8 protein-coding genes are annotated in these 17,098 nt (G+C 35.9%); all 8 read left to right on the top strand.

Annotated elements, in window-relative coordinates:
- Window positions 1-7: 7 nt before the first annotated feature.
- Complete coding sequence (locus APS56_RS04815) at window positions 8-1,693, top strand: sodium:solute symporter family protein (RefSeq protein WP_054725381.1); 1,686 nt, start codon at window positions 8-10, stop codon at window positions 1,691-1,693.
- A complete protein-coding gene (locus APS56_RS04810; RefSeq protein ID WP_054725379.1) occupies window positions 1,683-3,962 on the top strand; it encodes an FAD-dependent oxidoreductase in 2,280 nt (759 codons plus the stop codon). Before APS56_RS04815 ends, APS56_RS04810 begins: the two co-directional genes overlap by 11 nt.
- An 84-nt stretch (window positions 3,963-4,046) precedes the next feature.
- Complete coding sequence (locus APS56_RS04805; protein WP_054725377.1) at window positions 4,047-7,118, top strand: SusC/RagA family TonB-linked outer membrane protein; 3,072 nt, start codon at window positions 4,047-4,049, stop codon at window positions 7,116-7,118.
- 13 nt (window positions 7,119-7,131) lie between these two features.
- Window positions 7,132-8,754 carry a RagB/SusD family nutrient uptake outer membrane protein gene (locus tag APS56_RS04800; protein ID WP_169786432.1) on the top strand — a complete coding sequence of 541 codons (1,623 nt, stop codon included), beginning with the start codon at window positions 7,132-7,134 and terminating at the stop codon, window positions 8,752-8,754.
- An 11-nt stretch (window positions 8,755-8,765) separates the two neighbouring features.
- Entirely contained in the window at window positions 8,766-9,674 is a 909-nt protein-coding gene (locus APS56_RS04795; protein ID WP_054725371.1) for a hypothetical protein, read from the top strand.
- Between the two features lie 188 nt (window positions 9,675-9,862).
- On the top strand, window positions 9,863-12,730 hold the full coding sequence (locus APS56_RS04790) for a glycoside hydrolase family protein (protein ID WP_211259735.1): 2,868 nt from the start codon (window positions 9,863-9,865) through the stop codon (window positions 12,728-12,730).
- A 151-nt stretch (window positions 12,731-12,881) separates the two neighbouring features.
- Entirely contained in the window at window positions 12,882-14,708 is a 1,827-nt protein-coding gene (locus APS56_RS04785; RefSeq protein ID WP_082379252.1) for a glycosyl hydrolase family 28-related protein, read from the top strand.
- Window positions 14,709-14,811: 103 nt separating this feature from the next.
- Entirely contained in the window at window positions 14,812-17,091 is a 2,280-nt protein-coding gene (locus tag APS56_RS16715) for a sialate O-acetylesterase (RefSeq protein WP_082379251.1), read from the top strand.
- Window positions 17,092-17,098: the final 7 nt, after the last annotated feature.

Genomic DNA, 17,098 nt, shown 5'->3' with positions numbered 1-17,098 from the left:
AACTGTTTTGGGTACTATAGATTTTGGTATATTAATAATATTTACAATTCTTATTTTTATTTGTGGCCTTTCTTTTTCCAATTCTGGAAAAAATATGAAATCCTATTTTGCTGCAGGAGGTAATTTACCTTGGTGGATGAGTGGTTTATCTCTATTCATGAGTTTTTTCTCGGCAGGAACTTTTGTAGTATGGGGCTCTATAGCCTACAATAGTGGCTGGGTAGCTGTCACTATACAATTAACTATGGCTATTGCTGGATTTATTATTGGATTTTTTATTGCTCCTAAATGGAGAAAAACTAAGGCTCTAACGGCTGCAGAATTTATTACAAACAGATTGGGTTACAGTACTCAAAAAGTATATACCTATTTGTTTTTGGTTATCTCTTTATTTACAACAGGTGCTTTTTTATATCCAGTGGCGAAGATAGTAGAGGTGTCCACTGGAGTGCCGATTACAATGAGTATTATAGTTTTGGGAGTGTTAATACTCATTTATACAGCTGTTGGAGGTCTTTGGGCCGTTATAGTTACAGATGTATTACAATTTGTGGTTCTTACCGCCGCAGTATTAATAGTAGTGCCATTATCCTTAGATAAAATTGGTGGAATAAATAATTTTGTAGCTAAAGCTCCTGTAGATTTTTTCAATCTTGTGAATGAAGAGTATTCATGGGGCTTTATTGTAGCTTTTGGATTTTATAATCTTTTTTTTATTGCAGGGAATTGGGCTTATGTACAAAGATATACAAGTGTTTCAACGGCCAGAGATGCAAAAAAAGTGGGATGGCTTTTTGGAGCGCTGTATTTAGTAAGTCCAATTGTTTGGATGCTACCTCCTATGATTTATCGAGTACTGAACCCTAATTTAGAAGGCCTTGCTAATGAAGGGGCCTATTTATTAATGTGCAAAGAAGTATTGCCTGTTGGCATGCTAGGACTTATACTTGGAGGGATGGTTTTTGCAACATCTAGTTCCGTAAACACAACTTTAAATATTTCGGCCGGTGTATTGACTAATGATGTTTATAAACATTTTAAACCAAATGCTAATGCAAATCAACTAATTAAAGTTGCGAAGCTATCAACAATCATTTTAGGTTTAATAACTATAGTTGTTGCCTTATTGGTGCCCTTATTAGGTGGTGTTGTAGAATTTGTTTTGTCTTTGGCAGCAATTACAGGAGGTGCGATGTTTTTACCACCATTATGGGCTATGTTTTCGAGTAGACAAACCGGTAAAACAGCATTGTTTGTTACTATAATTGCATTATCTATTAATAGTTTCTTTAAGTTTTTAGCACCTCAATTCCTAGATATAACTTTGAGTAGGACTTTAGAAATGAGCTTTGGTGTAGGTATTCCAATAGTGTTATTAGCTATAACGGAACTGTATTTTATGACTACAAAAGGTAGTGAAACAGTTTATCAAGATTATATAAAAAATGTCGAATTAGTATCCGATATTCCTGAGGAAGATTCAAAAAAGATTAATAAAAAAGGGGGGCGCGTTATTGGTATTGGTGTCGCATCAACAGGGGCGTTAATCCTCTCATTAACTATTGTTGCTGAAAATGGAGTCTTTCTAGTTGGTGGTATGGGACTTTTAGTTACGACTCTTGGTGGATTCGTTATCAAGAAAAATTTAAATAAAAAGGCGTTAAAAAAAATACAGAATAAGTATGATAATTAAAGATTTTGATATTAACACCAGAAGTAATAAAACTGTAGTTATAAATTCTGAGTTAGTAGTAGTAGGTGGTGGAATGGCAGGTGTTTGTTCTGCCATTTCTGCCGCTCGCGAGGGTATTTCTGTGACTCTTGTGCAAGATAGGCCGGTTTTGGGAGGGAATGCTTCTAGTGAGGTAAGATTATGGATTTTAGGGGCGACTTCGCATATGGGGAACAATAATAGATGGGCAAGAGAAGGCGGTATCATTGATGAAATATTGGTAGAAAACATGTATCGTAATAAAGAAGGGAATACCCTAATTTTTGATACAATTTTACTTGAAAAAGTTACTAATGAAAAGAATATCACTCTATTATTGAATACTTCTGTTTACGAAGTTTCAAAATCTAACTCCACAACAATTAGTGAAATAGCTGCATTTTGCAGTCAAAATTCAACAACTTATAGAATTATAGGTCACTTATTTTGCGATACTTCAGGTGATGGTATAGTTGCTTTTCAAGCTGGAGCAGCATTTAGAATGGGGGCAGAAACGGTTAAGGAGTTTGGTGAAAAATTTGCGCCAGATGTTGCCTTTGGTGAGCTTTTGGGACATTCCATTTATTTTTATAGCAAGGATGCTGGAAGACCAATAAAATATGTTGCTCCAGAATTTGCATTAAAAGATATAACTAAAATTCCTCGATATAAAGATATTAGTTCTACATCACAAGGATGTAGGTTATGGTGGTTAGAGTATGGAGGCAGAAAAGACACTACTCACGAATCTGAGGACATTAAATGGGAACTTTGGAAAGTTGTATATGGAGTTTGGGATTATATAAAAAATTCAGGCAACTTTCCGGATGCAGAAAACTTAACGCTTGAATGGGTAGGTACTATACCTGGAAAAAGGGAAAGTAGACGTTTTGAAGGTTTATACATGATGAAACAACAAGATGTCATTGAACAACGTCTTTTTGATGATGCGGTCTCCTTTGGTGGTTGGGCGGTTGATTTACATCCTGCTGATGGTGTGTACGATAGTAAACCTGGATGTACTCAATACCATTCTAAAGGGATTTACCAAATACCATTACGTTCTCTGATAAGCAAAAACATTTCAAATTTATTTATTGGAGGTCGTATTATGAGTGCCACGCACGTGGCCTTTGGTACTACACGTGTAATGGCAACCACAGCGCATAGTGGTCAGTCTATTGGGTACGGAGCGGCCCAATGTATTAAGAATAAAATATTACCATCGGATTTAATTGAAAAAAATCAAATAACACAACTACAACAAACCTTAAGTTTAAATGGGCAAAGTATTCCAGGGGTTGCTATAAACCAAGATACTAATTTGGTTAATAAAGCAATGATTAGTACATCTAGTACCTTAAAATTTAGTCATTTAAAGCCCGATGGTGCATGGGTTGTTTTAGACAAGGGTACTGCTCAGTTAATACCTTTAATTGCCGGAATTAAGTATAGTTATTCATTTCAATTTTCTTCAAAAAAAGTTACAGCGGTACAAGTACAACTTAGGATTTGTAAGAATACAGGGCATTATACACCAGATGTTATTTTAGAGAGCAAAGAAATTCAATTGGCAGTTGGAGTACAGGAAGTTGAGTTTTCATTTAATACAACTTTAGAAACAAATCAATATGCATTTATAACATTCCTAAAAAATGAAGATGTTTCAATTCGCACAAGTGAACAGCGTATTACAGGTATACTGTCTTTATTCAATGGAAAAAACAAAGCGGTAAATAATAATGGAATGCAAACACCTCCATCTAATATTGGGATTGACACTTTTGAGTTTTGGATTCCACAACGAAGACCACAAGGTCATAATCTGGCATTTTCTATAAGTCCAGCTTTAGATATATATGGTAAGGACAATCTATGCAATGGTTTTGTAAGACCTTATTTAGGCACGAATGCTTGGGCGGCGAATTTAAATGATGAAAAACCTAAAATAACACTGAAATGGGAAACGGTTCAGAGTATAAAATCAATCAAATTATTTTTTGATACAGATTTTGACCACCCTATGGAATCCTCTCTTTACGGTCATCCCGAGAGTGTAATGCCATTTTGTGTGAGACATTTTAAAATAAAAGATCAGCTAGGAAAAGTAATATTCGAGGAAGTTGAAAATCATCAAACAATAGTCTCGGTCTTATTATCTAAAACTATTAATACAAACATGCTGACCATAGAATTCTATTCTAATAAAAAGAATATTCCAGTGTCATTATTTGAAATATTTATAACATAATTCGAAAACAATTGAATACAATGAGAAACCTTACTAAAAATAAAACTAACTATAAATTATTAACGACAACTAAAATTTTAACACATGAAGAACATTAAATTATTAATTGCCACATGTTTGTTGTGCGCCTTTAGCTATGGACAACATAATAGGGTTTCGGGTCTTGTTGTAGATGGATCTGGAATACCAATACCCGGTGCAATCGTGATTGTAAAAGGAACGACCATAGGTACTCTAACCGATTTTAATGGTGAATTTACTATTGCACCTCTAGAAGACAACGAAATTATTAGGGTTTCTTATTTGGGATATGTCCCACAAGAAATAAATATCAAAGGTTTAACTGAATTGAAAATGGTCATGCAAGAGGAAATCTCAGAACTTAACGAAGTTGTTCTAATTGGTTATGGAAGTCAGAAAAAAATAGAGGTTACTGGTGCTGTTTCAACCGTTGAATTAAAAGACGTAGAATCAAGACCCTTAACTTCTAGTAGTCAAATTTTACAAGGTAAGGTCGCTGGGGTAAGTGTGACACAAAGTTCTGGAAGCCCAGGAGATGACAACGCTACCATAAGAATTAGAGGAATTTCTTCTATAGATAATAATAATGACCCCTTGGTAATTATTGATGATATTCCGGGGCAATTAAGTGATGTCAATCCAGCTGACATTGAAAGTATTTCTGTTTTAAAAGATGCTGCTTCAGCTTCCATTTATGGGTCACGGGCTTCAGCGGGGGTCATTGTTATAAAAACTAAAAGAGCCTCAGTTGGTAAACTTTCTTTGGATTTTAATACAATTACAGCAGTACAATATGCGACTAAATTACCAGAAACTTTAGATTCTTGGGTGCATGCTGAATTAACAAATGAAGCCTTAAGAAATGTAGGTCAACAAGATCAATATTCTCGAGAGGATATAGAATTGTTTAAGTATGGTATTGACCCTATAAGACCTAACACAGATTGGTATGGTATTTTCTTAGGAGATGGTTTAACTCAAAATAGTTTCTTAAATGTTAAACAAGGGACTGAGGATTTTACATTTACAGGTTCAGTAGGTTACTATAATCAGAAAGGAATTCTTAAAGGTACTGAATCAGACAAGGTAACTTATAGAACCAGGTTTGATTCTTATTTTTTGAACAGAAAGGTTAAAATTGGTGTTGCTTTATCTGGTTATGATCAAGTTGTTGATGAATTAATTTCTTCTACAGCCAGTTTAATGAATGTACTATCTGCCACAAATGCTACAACGTTTGTAGAGTCGTTACCAGACGAAGAAGGTGTTACCTACTATTCTGGACAAGGGAGATATTTGGGAGCAAAAGATTTTGGTGGTGGTATTGATCGTACTACTAAATCTTTAATTACACAATACTATATGCAAATAGAGCCTATTAAAAACTTGCAAGCAAAACTTACCTATGGAAACAATAAATATAATTTAGAATACCAAAGGTTTGTTCCAGAGATGTTTTTTGCGGGAAACATTTTAGGAGAGTCACCAAGTTTAACGGATTCCTCTTTAGAGAAAAGATTCACTAGTACAACCAACAGTACATTAACCACAACATTAAACTATTCTAAGAGACTTAAAAAACATAACTTTTCTGCTCTGTTAGGATACGAAAGATTAGAACGAATTTACCAAACAGATTATGCTAAAGTAGACGATTTATCATCTAATCAACCAATTTTTGATTTAGGGGATCCTAATTCCTATTTTTTAACAAGTAATGCTAATGAGAGTTCAACTGTATCGTATTTTGGTCGTTTAAATTACTCCTTTGCATCCAAATATTTACTGGAATTAAACATGAGACGAGATGGGTCTTCAAGGTTCGCTCTAGAAAATCAATGGGGTAATTTTCCATCTATCTCTGCGGGTTGGGTAATTTCTAAAGAAAAATTCATGAAATCTCTAGATTATTTATTTTTAAAATTGAGAGGGTCGTGGGGTAGATTGGGTAATCAAAGTATTGGTTCATATTACGCAGCATCTGACCAAATGAGTGGTAGTGAATTTTATAACTTTGGTGGCAGCGTAGTTTCTGGTAGAGGAACCATTGTTTTAGCTAACCCAGATACAAAATGGGAAACAACCGAACAAATCAATTTAGGATTCGACTTAGAACTTTTTAATAGAGTATCGGCAACATTTGAATATTTTGACAAGAAAACCTATGACATTTTAGCGAGAGTAACTATTCCAACGTCTCTAGGTGTTTCAGAACGTCCTTACCAAAATATCGGAGACATGACCAATAAAGGTTTTGAGTTATCCCTTGGCTATACTAGTAAGCCAAATAAAAATGGATTTAGTTATTCTATAAATACAAACTTCACCTATCTGAAGAATGAAGTTACCGATTTAGGAGGCTTGGATTTTGTGGATCAATCTGATGTTTTAAGAAGTCAAGTAGGCCACCCTTTTGCGAGCTTTTATGGCTACAAAGTTGATGACATTTATCAAGTAGATGATTTTACTTGGCAAAATGATAGCGACCCATCCATTGAGCATTATAATAGAGATTATCAACTGAAAGATGAAAATGCTGACCCAAGTGGTATTATGCCTAGAGTATGGCCTGGGGATGAGAAATTCAGGGATATTGATGGCAATGGAATTATCAACTCAGATGATAAAACTATTATAGGTAGGTCTGTACCTAAATTTTATTATGGAGGTACTATAAACTTATCTTATAAAAACTGGGGATTAAATATCATAGGTCAAGGTATTGGCGGAGCGGAAGCTTATCAAAATGGATATCTTCAGAAGTTTTTAAATAATGGAAGTAATAGCTCCATTCAGCAATTTCAAGCGGACAATAGATGGACTTTTGATAATCCTTCAACCAAATACAGAAGACTTACAAAGAGTTTGGAAAGGAATGGTTTGGAATCCAGTTATTATGTTACGAACGCTTCATATTTCAGGATAAAAAACATAGAACTATCATATAATTTACCGAAAGAAGTTATAGAAAGATTAAACATATCTAGATTAAGATTGTTTTTTAGTGCAGAAAACATTTTAACTTTTACGAACTATATAAGCGGTTTTGATCCAGAAAGACCGTATAATGTTACCAATCAACCGTTTCATCCTCAAATACAGTCTTTGTCCTGTGGACTTAACTTAAACTTTTAAAAATATGAAAACTATGAAAAATATTAAAAACAAGGTCCTACTGCTGTTAGGCCTATTCGGTATGTTTTTTTGTGCATGCGATGATGCCGATTTCCTTGATAAGCAGCCTATTGATTTTTTGGCTCCCGATAATATCTCATCAAGTAGGGATATAGAAGAGGCTGTAAATGGTATATATAGTTCCTATATTTCTGATCCTCTAGAGCCTATTATCACAGATTTCTTTACAGATAATGGCATTCAAAGTACTTATATAGAGATATGGAACGGCTCTTTTAATAACGAAAATACTTTTGTGGAAACCAAATGGGTTCGTAACTATAAAATGATATTGAGAGCAAATACCGTTTTGGATAATATAGATAATATAGAGTTGTCGGAAGAGAAGTATAACCAATTTAAAGGAGAAGCTACTTTCATGAGAGCTTTAGCATATTTGGATTTGACTGAATTTTATGGAGGTGTTCCCTTAAGAATAAGAGTAGAAAGTTTAGCAGAGGCTAATAAACCTATTACTCCTAAAAATGACATTGTTGATTTTATTTTAAATGAATTAGAAACGGCTTCAGATCTATTACCTATAGAATATAGTGCTAGCGATAAAGGAAGGGCTACTAAAGGAGCTGCTTTAGCCATAAAGGCGCGTGTTTTGTTATATAACAAAATGTATGATCAAGCTGCAATTTATTGTCAAAAAGTAAAGGATTTAGGTAAATACAGTTTAATGGATGACTATGAACTATTGTTTTTACCTGAAGGAGAGGCCAGTAATAATGAAACAATCTTCGATATGCAATTTATAGAAAATCAGAGCGATTTAGCTTTGTCTTCTGTATGGAACACTTATTTTTTGCTGTTCGGTTCTTATGCCGCGACCAGAAATTTGCATGATGAGTTTTATTCTACCAATGGATTATCAATAAAAGATCCTTTAAACACATTATATGACCCAAGTGTAAATCCAGATGTTTTGTCCCCAAATTATATAGGAAAACAAGAAGGGATTTATGATAATAGATTTACTAATAGAGACCCAAGAATGAATTCTACAATAGTGGTACCGTATTCTGTTTTTCGCTATACAAGAGCTAATGAGAGTCCAGAGGTATTTATTCCGGCAAGTCATGGAAGAAATACCCCGGTAGGTTTTAAAGTCCGTAAACATATAGATTACAGCAATAAATGGGAGCACAGGGTATCAGGCGTAAATCCTATAATTGTCAGGTACGCAGATATTTTGTTAATGGAGGCAGAAGCCTTAATAGAATCAGGAGATTATGACGAAACCTATGTGTCTAATTTAATAAATGAGGTAAGGCAGCGTGCAAGTGTTATGATGCCAAAGGTTCAAGATGTGGAAGGGACAGGCCTATCACAAAATGAACTGAGACAAATTGTTCGTCATGAAAGACGTGTGGAGTTCGCCTTTGAAGGCTTGCGCTTTTTTGATATCAAACGATGGGACATAGGTGCTACAGCACTAACAACGGTGAAAGGCTATAGAATAGAGTCCTTAACCACTTCTAGTGCAGCTTATGAAGAGTATGATTATTTGACCGCTACTTTTGATCCAAGCAGAAGTTATTTATGGCCAATACCAAAAGTAGAAACAGATTCCAATACAGAAATTAATTAAAAAATATAATCATGAATACTATAAATTTTAAAGTAGGTTTTATAATGCTCACCGCAACAATATGCACATTTATATCATGCAGTGGAGACGATAGCCATGGAATATCTGCGAGTATAACAGATTTTACGCAAGAGGTACTTCAAGGAGACTCAGCATCAGTTTCAATTACCATTAATGGTGGTAAACCTCCATATGCCTTTAGGTATAGTTATTTTAACGGAGAGACTACAATAGTTAAGAATATTATTGACATACCTGAGCAGTCTTTTACTTTTAAAACCTTGCCATCAAAAGATGTTAGTTATGTGGCTCATGCTGTGGCTTCTTATGGACTAGTGGGAGGTGCTTCGGGTAGGGCAGATATTAAAGTATCTCCTGTTAAGTATACCTTTTCAGAGAGCATTCCTGCTTCAAAAACCGCTTTTATGCAAAGATCGAAGAATGAACTATCCTATAGTGAGCTTTTGCAGCTAAGAAGTTCTAATAACAATAACGATAGAACCGTTTTCTTTGAATTTGATATTTCGCAGTTTAACGAAGTTAAAGATAAAAGCCGATATAATTTAATGTTCTGGCTGGTACAATCTCATAGTGTTGGTCTTAATATACCAAGTACTATGACAGTTAAGGCTGTATTAGGGGAGTTAGATGAGAACATGACATGGGATTCTCAACCTGCAGTTTTAGATTTAACCTCTTTGTTTACACAAGATTTTTTAACAGCAGCCACCACCGACCAAATTAAATTTGAAGGTAATATAAATCCCATTATTTATGAAGCCATACAAAACAATGTTGATAAAATAACTTTTGTAGTGAGAGAACTTGATAACGGTGGACTCTACTATATTGGTTCAGACACTTACAGTGATGAAACCCAAAGGCCCATGATAGATATGTATTATAGAGAAAAAGTTTAAGTATATGTATTGAATATTTAAAGTTTACTAAATCACTATTTTTTCAATTTTAATAATACTTGAAGCTGGATTATTATTTCCTGTGCGCTAGAGGTATAGGTTATAGGCCTGAAATGGGAATTTTAAAATAAATACAAAATAGGCATCTATTGATCAGGAGTGCCGGTAAATAATACAACTAGTGCAATATGGGGTTAAAGTGCCAAGTAAGTAATGCAGAAATTATGAGAAAAATTAATATTATTTTATATGCTTTATTTTTGTTAATTAGTGTTTCATGCAAGAAAACAGATCAACTTCCAGTTGAAATACATAATAATCAAATTGAGATAACAAGCTTAGAAAAAGTCTATAGCTTTACTACGGAATTTACAATAATATACACAGATTCAGATCCTAATATAGCCGCCCGTCCGGGTGGTATAGATAATGTTAGTTATAATGTTATTACTTGGGAAACCCCTAATGGCATGCAGGGTGATTTAAAAGAGGTTAAAAGAAATGATAGTCAAGGCGGGGATGGTTTCGACGATAGAATTCTGGATGCGACCACAAAAGAAAGAACCCCCATTATTTACAATGCAGGAGAAAACATGGTTATAAAGGCACAATCTTTAGAACAGGTTGGCGATACAATCCATTTAACTTTTCCGGAAAACGAAAAATTCAGTTTAGAGGCCTATGTTGATGTGTCGGCAAAACCCTTTCCAAAACTTTCTTATTCTTTTATTCCAAAAATAGCAGGCTATTTTTCGATAGGTTATACTGGCGCTCCCAAGCTTAATATTGATGAAACAGAAGAAATATGGCAACCTCTAATATGGCAGGAAAAAAGGTTTCCAGAAAAACCTTTTATGACCTTAGCATACCGAACCCCTATACCAACAACATTAGTGCATGATGGTAAAAATACCATTGGGGTTTTAGCAGCTTCAGAAGAGTTTCCTTTTAATCCGTTACCTTTACTTGAAAATAGTAGGTTTGGTGTAATGCTTCGCAATCTTAATGGAGAAGCTCAGCCCCAATTATTTGCCCCTGTACTGGGTGGGGTCGAATCAAAAATGGAAGCAGCACAAGCCTACAATTTTTCATCTTATTTGGTGGTACATCCGGCTTCTATAACTCAAACTTACGAACACATCGCTTACAATATTTTTGGTTTTGATGATTATAGAAAAAATGAGATAGCTTCTTTAAACGATGTCTTTGAAAATATTGTCGAATATTCTATGTCCCAAAACGCTTGGTATGTCGATTCATTAAAGGGTTATGCCTATTCTACGGATGTTCCCGGAGCTGTCAAGAATGTTTCCAGTCTCAATCCGCTCGAAATTTCTTTGGTTACTGATGACAAGGACATGTTTGATAAGCGTGCCTACCCAATAATGGAATATATTATATCGAGAGAAAAATTTCTTTTTAGTCTAGATCCCGAACAAAAGATTCAACAGCCTTCCCGGAAAATGTACGGACCCGCTGCACCACTTTCAGAACTTACAACCCTCTACAATACGCTTGGTAAAAAGAATGACTTTCTTTTACAAATGGCTAAAGATGAGGTTGGAAAAGTGAAAGCCCGAAATCTCGATGTAAAAATGTCTTCCGATAATTGGATGAGTGCCATGTACCTTTATAAAGCTACGGGAGAGAGCAAATATATTGAAAAAGCTAAAACGTTAGCTGATGAATACATAAACGAGCGAATTAATGAAAAACCTGTTAATTTTACAGACCCTTTATCTGAAGGTGCCTTTTTTTGGACAGGTTTAACGCCGCGTTGGATACAGTTATTGGAGTTGTATGAACTAACCAAAGATAAAAAATACCTTGATGCCGCTCAGTATGGAGCAAGGCATTACACTATGTTTACATGGATGAGTCCACAAATACCGGATAAAAACATCACTGTAAATAAAGATGGAAAGGCTCCCGTTTATTGGTATTTAGCAAGCAAAGGGCATACCCCTATGTATTATCCTGAAGAACAAGTTCCTGCATGGCGTTTATCAGAAATGGGACTCACCCCAGAATCCACAGGAACCAGTACAGGCCACCGTGCCATATTTATGGCAAATTATGCGCCATGGATGTTGCGAGTAGGGTACTATGCCAATGACCAATTACTAAAGGATGTTGCAAAATCTGCCATTATTGGTCGCTACAGAAATTTCCCAGGCTACCATATTAACACAGCCCGTACAACAGCTTATGAAAAATTTGACTATCCTTATCATAAGCACAAAGAGCTTAGTGTCAATTCGTTTCATTATAACCATATACTGCCAATGGCCTCTATGTTACTAGATTATTTAGTAACAGATGCTTTTGTAAGGTCTGAAGGAAAAATCAATTTCCCGTCAGAGTTTATAGAAGGCTATGCCTATTTGCAAAACAAATTTTATGGCTCTGAGAAAGGAGACTTCTATGACGAAAAGGGAGTGCAATTATGGATGCCTAAAAAGCTTTTAGCTATGGATAATCTAGAGTTAAACTATATAACGGCACGTAAAGACGATAAGATGTATATAGCGTTTACCAACCAAAGCAACAAAATAGTAAAAACACGGGTTTCGCTAAACTCTGAATATGTTGACATAGAAAATGCTCAAGGCAAGATTTGGAAAGACAATGTAGTTGATGGTGAATTTTCTACTTCAGGCTCTTTTGATGTGGAAGTCTCTCCTAATGGTATCACAGCGGTTGTCATTGATGGCGTTCATTTAAAGAAAGGATTTCAGGAGTCCATATTAGCTCACGATGAAAAAATAGATAATAGCTATAAAGTATTAGACTTTGGGAATACGAAAGCGATGATTTTTAATCTTGGTAATTATGCTAAAAGAGCGTACATCTATTTGCAAGATGATGATTCAAAATGGTCTAGCGTGTCTTTAACTTATAAAAATGATAAGGGTGCTGAAAAGACCATTATAGATCAAGATTATCCCTATGAATTTACCATTCCTCTTGAAAATACAGGCTTGGAATTTATGATTTCGGGTAACGATCTGGATGGGAAGGTTTCAAAAAGCAGTTGGCAGGTATTAGGGGAATAGATTATGAAATTTTTAATGTGTTACAACTTAATAGTTATGAGTCTTTTTATAAAGCCTATTCTTAAGGATGTTTACAAGAACCATTACATGATAGAGGAGACCGTAGCTCTAAGTACACAAATCAAAATTAATATATAACGAACTATAAAAGATGAAATCAAAACATTATTATAACCTTCCTAATAATAGTATTGGATTATTCAATAAGCGTGAATTACAGCCTCTGGTCGGAAAGTGTTTTACGATTTGCATTCTAAGCTTTTCTTGTCTGCTTTCTTTTTCTCAAATATACCCGACATTTTCAATTAATGAAACCGGTGGAACCATTCACGTGGCTAAGTATGGTGCTTATCCAAATGATGGAATCGATGATGAAAAAGCCGTTCAAGCAGCTATAGATGCTGCCGGAGATCATACTGTCGTTGTTTTTGCTGCTGGCACCTATAATTTCTCGGCTCCAGATGATCCGGCTCGGGGGCGTAGTTTAACAGGGGCCGAAGCACACATTAAAGTCTCCGGTAAAACAAATATGACCTTGAGAGGTGCCGTAGATGAAACCACTGGAGAACCTACTACAGTTTTTGATAGAAACCTATTGTTTTATACTAATCAACCCATTTCGAGTTCATTTAATCGGGTTTCCATATTGGATGCCAGAAATAATCATGGTGTTAAAATTGAGAATATTGCCTTTAAAAATAAACTTCATTACACAGTTGGTAAAGTACTTTCAATAGATAGCACAACGATTACCGTAGAGATTGTAAAAGGCTATCCTATGGACAATGGCTGTCCTGTTGCGTCAGCAAATGTGTGGACTTGGGATGGTGTTAATGAAGGTGAGGAGATTTTGAAAATTGGAGAACCGTCCGTCACTTATGGGGATAATGTCGGTCATTTCTTTTCATTACTCGATGCTGAGGCCAGAACCATGCAGTGCGTGAAAAAGGATAACGCCTTTTATGGTAAAGCTTCGGTAGGGGATTATGTCTCCTGGCACTACGGGTGGAACGCCCAGGGGACGGTTTACATGAGCAAGAATATCAATATCCATCTTGAAAATGTTCACATCTATACGGCTCTTAGATCTGCATTATTTCTTTCCTATAACCATAATTTATACTTCAATGAACTGGAAATCCGACCCGAAAATAATCGATTTTCAATGAGCCCTCGGGACGGTGTCCATGCTTCCAGGAATACCGGGGAATTTGTGTCTGATAACATGTACATTAAAGGCACACGTTTAGATGGTTATGTGGTGACGGGGACAGCCGCCACAGTGAACATCATAAAAGATTCAAGGCGTTTTAAATTTATTACGGATCAAAGTGTTCGGGATTTTAGCTGCTTAAATACACCGCTGTACTTTTATGATAATAATATAAGGCATAAGGTGCCAGTAAAACGTGTAAACTACGTGAGTCATAGTTCGTCAGGCAGTGTTTATAACGTGGTTACGGCCCGGGATATACCTTCTTTTGTTGATAATAGTACAACTTTGATACCGAGCGGCCTGAGTCCGGTTACGGTAATTGTAAAAAATAGTACCTTCAAAAGTATAGGAGGTGCGTCAGAGCTTTACTTCTGCGATAATGTATACTCTTCTAATAATTACCACGAAAACATCATGTATTCTCCAGTGCGTTTAGGCGCCAACATTACACGTAATCATACAGGGGGAAATTTAGAATTTTCAAATAATGAATACAAAGACTGTGCTTGGGAAGGAAACTTTTACAAAAAAAAGCAACATGGTTATATCAGCGCATTCAATTTAAGCAAGGTCTTCTCGAATATGTATGTAACAGATCTGGTAATTCAAAATAACAAATTTATAAGTACCACCTCTGCGACCAGTATGCCACCAATTGAGTTGGACGAAGTGGGTAATGTATTAATCAGGAATAATTCTTATGAGGGTTTCGATAAGTATGTCCAGCTTTGGGATGTGTATAATGTGACTAATGAAGACTAATGGCAATTATAAAAACTCATTTTATGTTAATTTTTAAAATTTGTGCTTTACGATTTTATTTGAATTACAGGAAATGGTGGAATCATACTAATTAATTGAAAATATGGAAAGACGACAAATACTTTTAAGTATGTATTGCTGTTTGGCCTATTCGCTTTTATTTGCAAAACCAATCCAATCAGAACATACCAATACACTACAGCTTCCAAGCATCTTTGGAGATGGTATGGTATTGCAGCAGCATGACAGCGTCGCTTTTTTTGGTAAGGCTGCGGCAGGTCAAAAGGTTGTTGTAGAGACATCATGGGGTGGCACGAATAGCACCAATGCGAATGCTAACGGAAAATGGAGGCTCAACATAAAAACCCCTACAGCATCTTTTGATGTGCAGACGGTTAAAGTCCGTACAAACAGGAATACCATTTTATTTAAAAATGTGCTGGTTGGTGAAGTATGGTTGCTTTCCGGGCAGTCTAATATGGCATTCCGTTTAAGGTTTGATGATAATGGAGAGCAAGCCATTGCAAATGGTAAAAATAGTGCTTTAAGATTATTTAAAGTTCCATCGATTACATCTCCTAAGCCTGAGGAAACTATAAAGGATGTAGCCTGGCAATCTTGTTCTTCTATATCTTTAAAAGACTTTTCGGCGGTTACGTATTATTTTGCTAAATCTTTAAGCGCTTCTTTGCCCAATATTCCCATTGGTTTAATTAGTGCCGCCTATGGCAGCGCCACCATAGAGGCGTTTATGAGTAAGGAAACATTATTATCCAAAGATTTTTTGGCAGATCATTATCATAACTATTCAAGTGATAAAGAGTCTAAAAATCCGACCTGGTGTTACAATGCCATGATTTTCCCTTTGCAACCCTATACTATTAAAGGTATGGTGTGGTATCAAGGCGAATCTAATTGTGTAAGGGCGAGTCAGTATGAAGAAGCCCTTAAAACTATGATTAACGCCTATAGGGTGGCGTTTGAAAATAGGGATATGCCTTTTCACATTGTTCAGATACCACCTTATAATTATAGCGCATCCCAGCAAGAACCTGGAAATACATTCAGTGCAGCCGTATTGCGCGATGCGCAATTACAAGTTACCAATACCATAAATAATACAGGTCTTGTGGTAACTACCGATGTAGGGGATGTTGGTGATATTCACCCTACTAATAAAAGACCTGTAGGCGAGAGACTTGCTCAACTGGCTCTAAATCAAAACTATGGTCAAAAGGACAAAGTGTTTTCTGGTCCTCAATATAAAAGTCATACTCGGGAAGGCAGCACGATTCGTTTGAGTTTTGATTGTGTAAAGAATGGCATCCAAGAGACCTATGAAGAGCTAAACTGGTTTATCATTGCGGGCCCTGATAGAAAGTTCTATCAGGGAAATGCATTTGTTGATGGTAAGGATATAGTAGTTAGCTCACCTTTTGTAGAAGAGCCAAAAGCGGTAAGATTTGCATGGCATAATATAGCAGTGCCCAATTTTTTTAATGAGGAAGGATTGCCGGCTTCCCCATTTAAAACGGATGACTGGATCAATTTTACCTATTCAAGTAATATGACTTCATGGAGTACAATGCCTGATATAAGAAATGTGCCCTTCGACCTTGTAGTGCCTGAACTTACCGGGGAAACACCAGCAGAAGGCAAGCGCGTTAAGCAAACTCTACCAGCATATAAGGGTACTAAAGTGTACCATACGCTGTATTTGCCTCTAAATTGGGAAAAAGGTAAAGCATACCCCTTGATTGTGGAATATTCGGGAAATGGTCCGTATGTAAATAAATATGGAGATGCTAATTCTGGAAAGGTAGAAGACGCTTATTTGGGTTACGGTCTTAGTGGTGGGAAAGATTTTATTTGGATTGGGATGCCATTTGTTTCCAGCAATGGTCAAAAAAATGAGTTGTATTGGTGGGGAGATGTCGAAGCCACTGTTAATTATACCATGGATGTTGTTAAGGATGTTTGTGAACAATTTGGTGGCAATAAAGAACAAGTCTTTGTGGCGGGGTTTTCTAGAGGTGCTATTGCTTGCAATTATATAGGCCTTCATAACGACGACATTGCTGATTTATGGAGGGGTTTTATTGCTTTTAGTCATTATGATGGGGTGAGAGAGTGGTCATATCCTGATAGCGATAAGGCTTCAGCCATTACGAGATTGAAGCGCTTAAACGGAAAGCCACAACTCATAATTCAGGAAAATGAAGGTCCAAGGGCTACTAAATCTTACATTGAAAAATCAGGAATTATCGGGGATTTCACATTCTTGACCATTCCATATAGGAACCATGATGCTAGATGGGTGTTGCAAAATATTCCAGAAAGGCGGGAACTCCGAGAATGGGTAAATAAGGTTTTAAATAAATAATTATATG

It is taken from the genome of Pseudalgibacter alginicilyticus (assembly GCF_001310225.1).
In the GTDB taxonomy this organism is placed as follows: Bacteria; Bacteroidota; Bacteroidia; order Flavobacteriales; family Flavobacteriaceae; genus Pseudalgibacter; species Pseudalgibacter alginicilyticus.
Note: the sequence above shows the minus strand (reverse complement) of the source record. Positions and strands in the feature narration are given on the sequence as shown.

What these genes read in the sequence shown, in the direction of transcription:
- APS56_RS04810 (WP_054725379.1), top strand. Translation starts at nt 1,683, where the DNA reads ATGATAATTAAAGATTTTGATATTAACACCAGAAGTAATAAAACTGTA.
- APS56_RS04805 (WP_054725377.1), top strand. Translation starts at nt 4,047, where the DNA reads ATGAAGAACATTAAATTATTAATTGCCACATGTTTGTTGTGCGCCTTT.
- APS56_RS04800 (WP_169786432.1), top strand. Translation starts at nt 7,132, where the DNA reads ATGAAAAATATTAAAAACAAGGTCCTACTGCTGTTAGGCCTATTCGGT.
- APS56_RS04795 (WP_054725371.1), top strand. Translation starts at nt 8,766, where the DNA reads ATGAATACTATAAATTTTAAAGTAGGTTTTATAATGCTCACCGCAACA.
- APS56_RS04790 (WP_211259735.1), top strand. Translation starts at nt 9,863, where the DNA reads ATGGGGTTAAAGTGCCAAGTAAGTAATGCAGAAATTATGAGAAAAATT.
- APS56_RS04785 (WP_082379252.1), top strand. Translation starts at nt 12,882, where the DNA reads ATGAAATCAAAACATTATTATAACCTTCCTAATAATAGTATTGGATTA.
- APS56_RS16715 (WP_082379251.1), top strand. Translation starts at nt 14,812, where the DNA reads ATGGAAAGACGACAAATACTTTTAAGTATGTATTGCTGTTTGGCCTAT.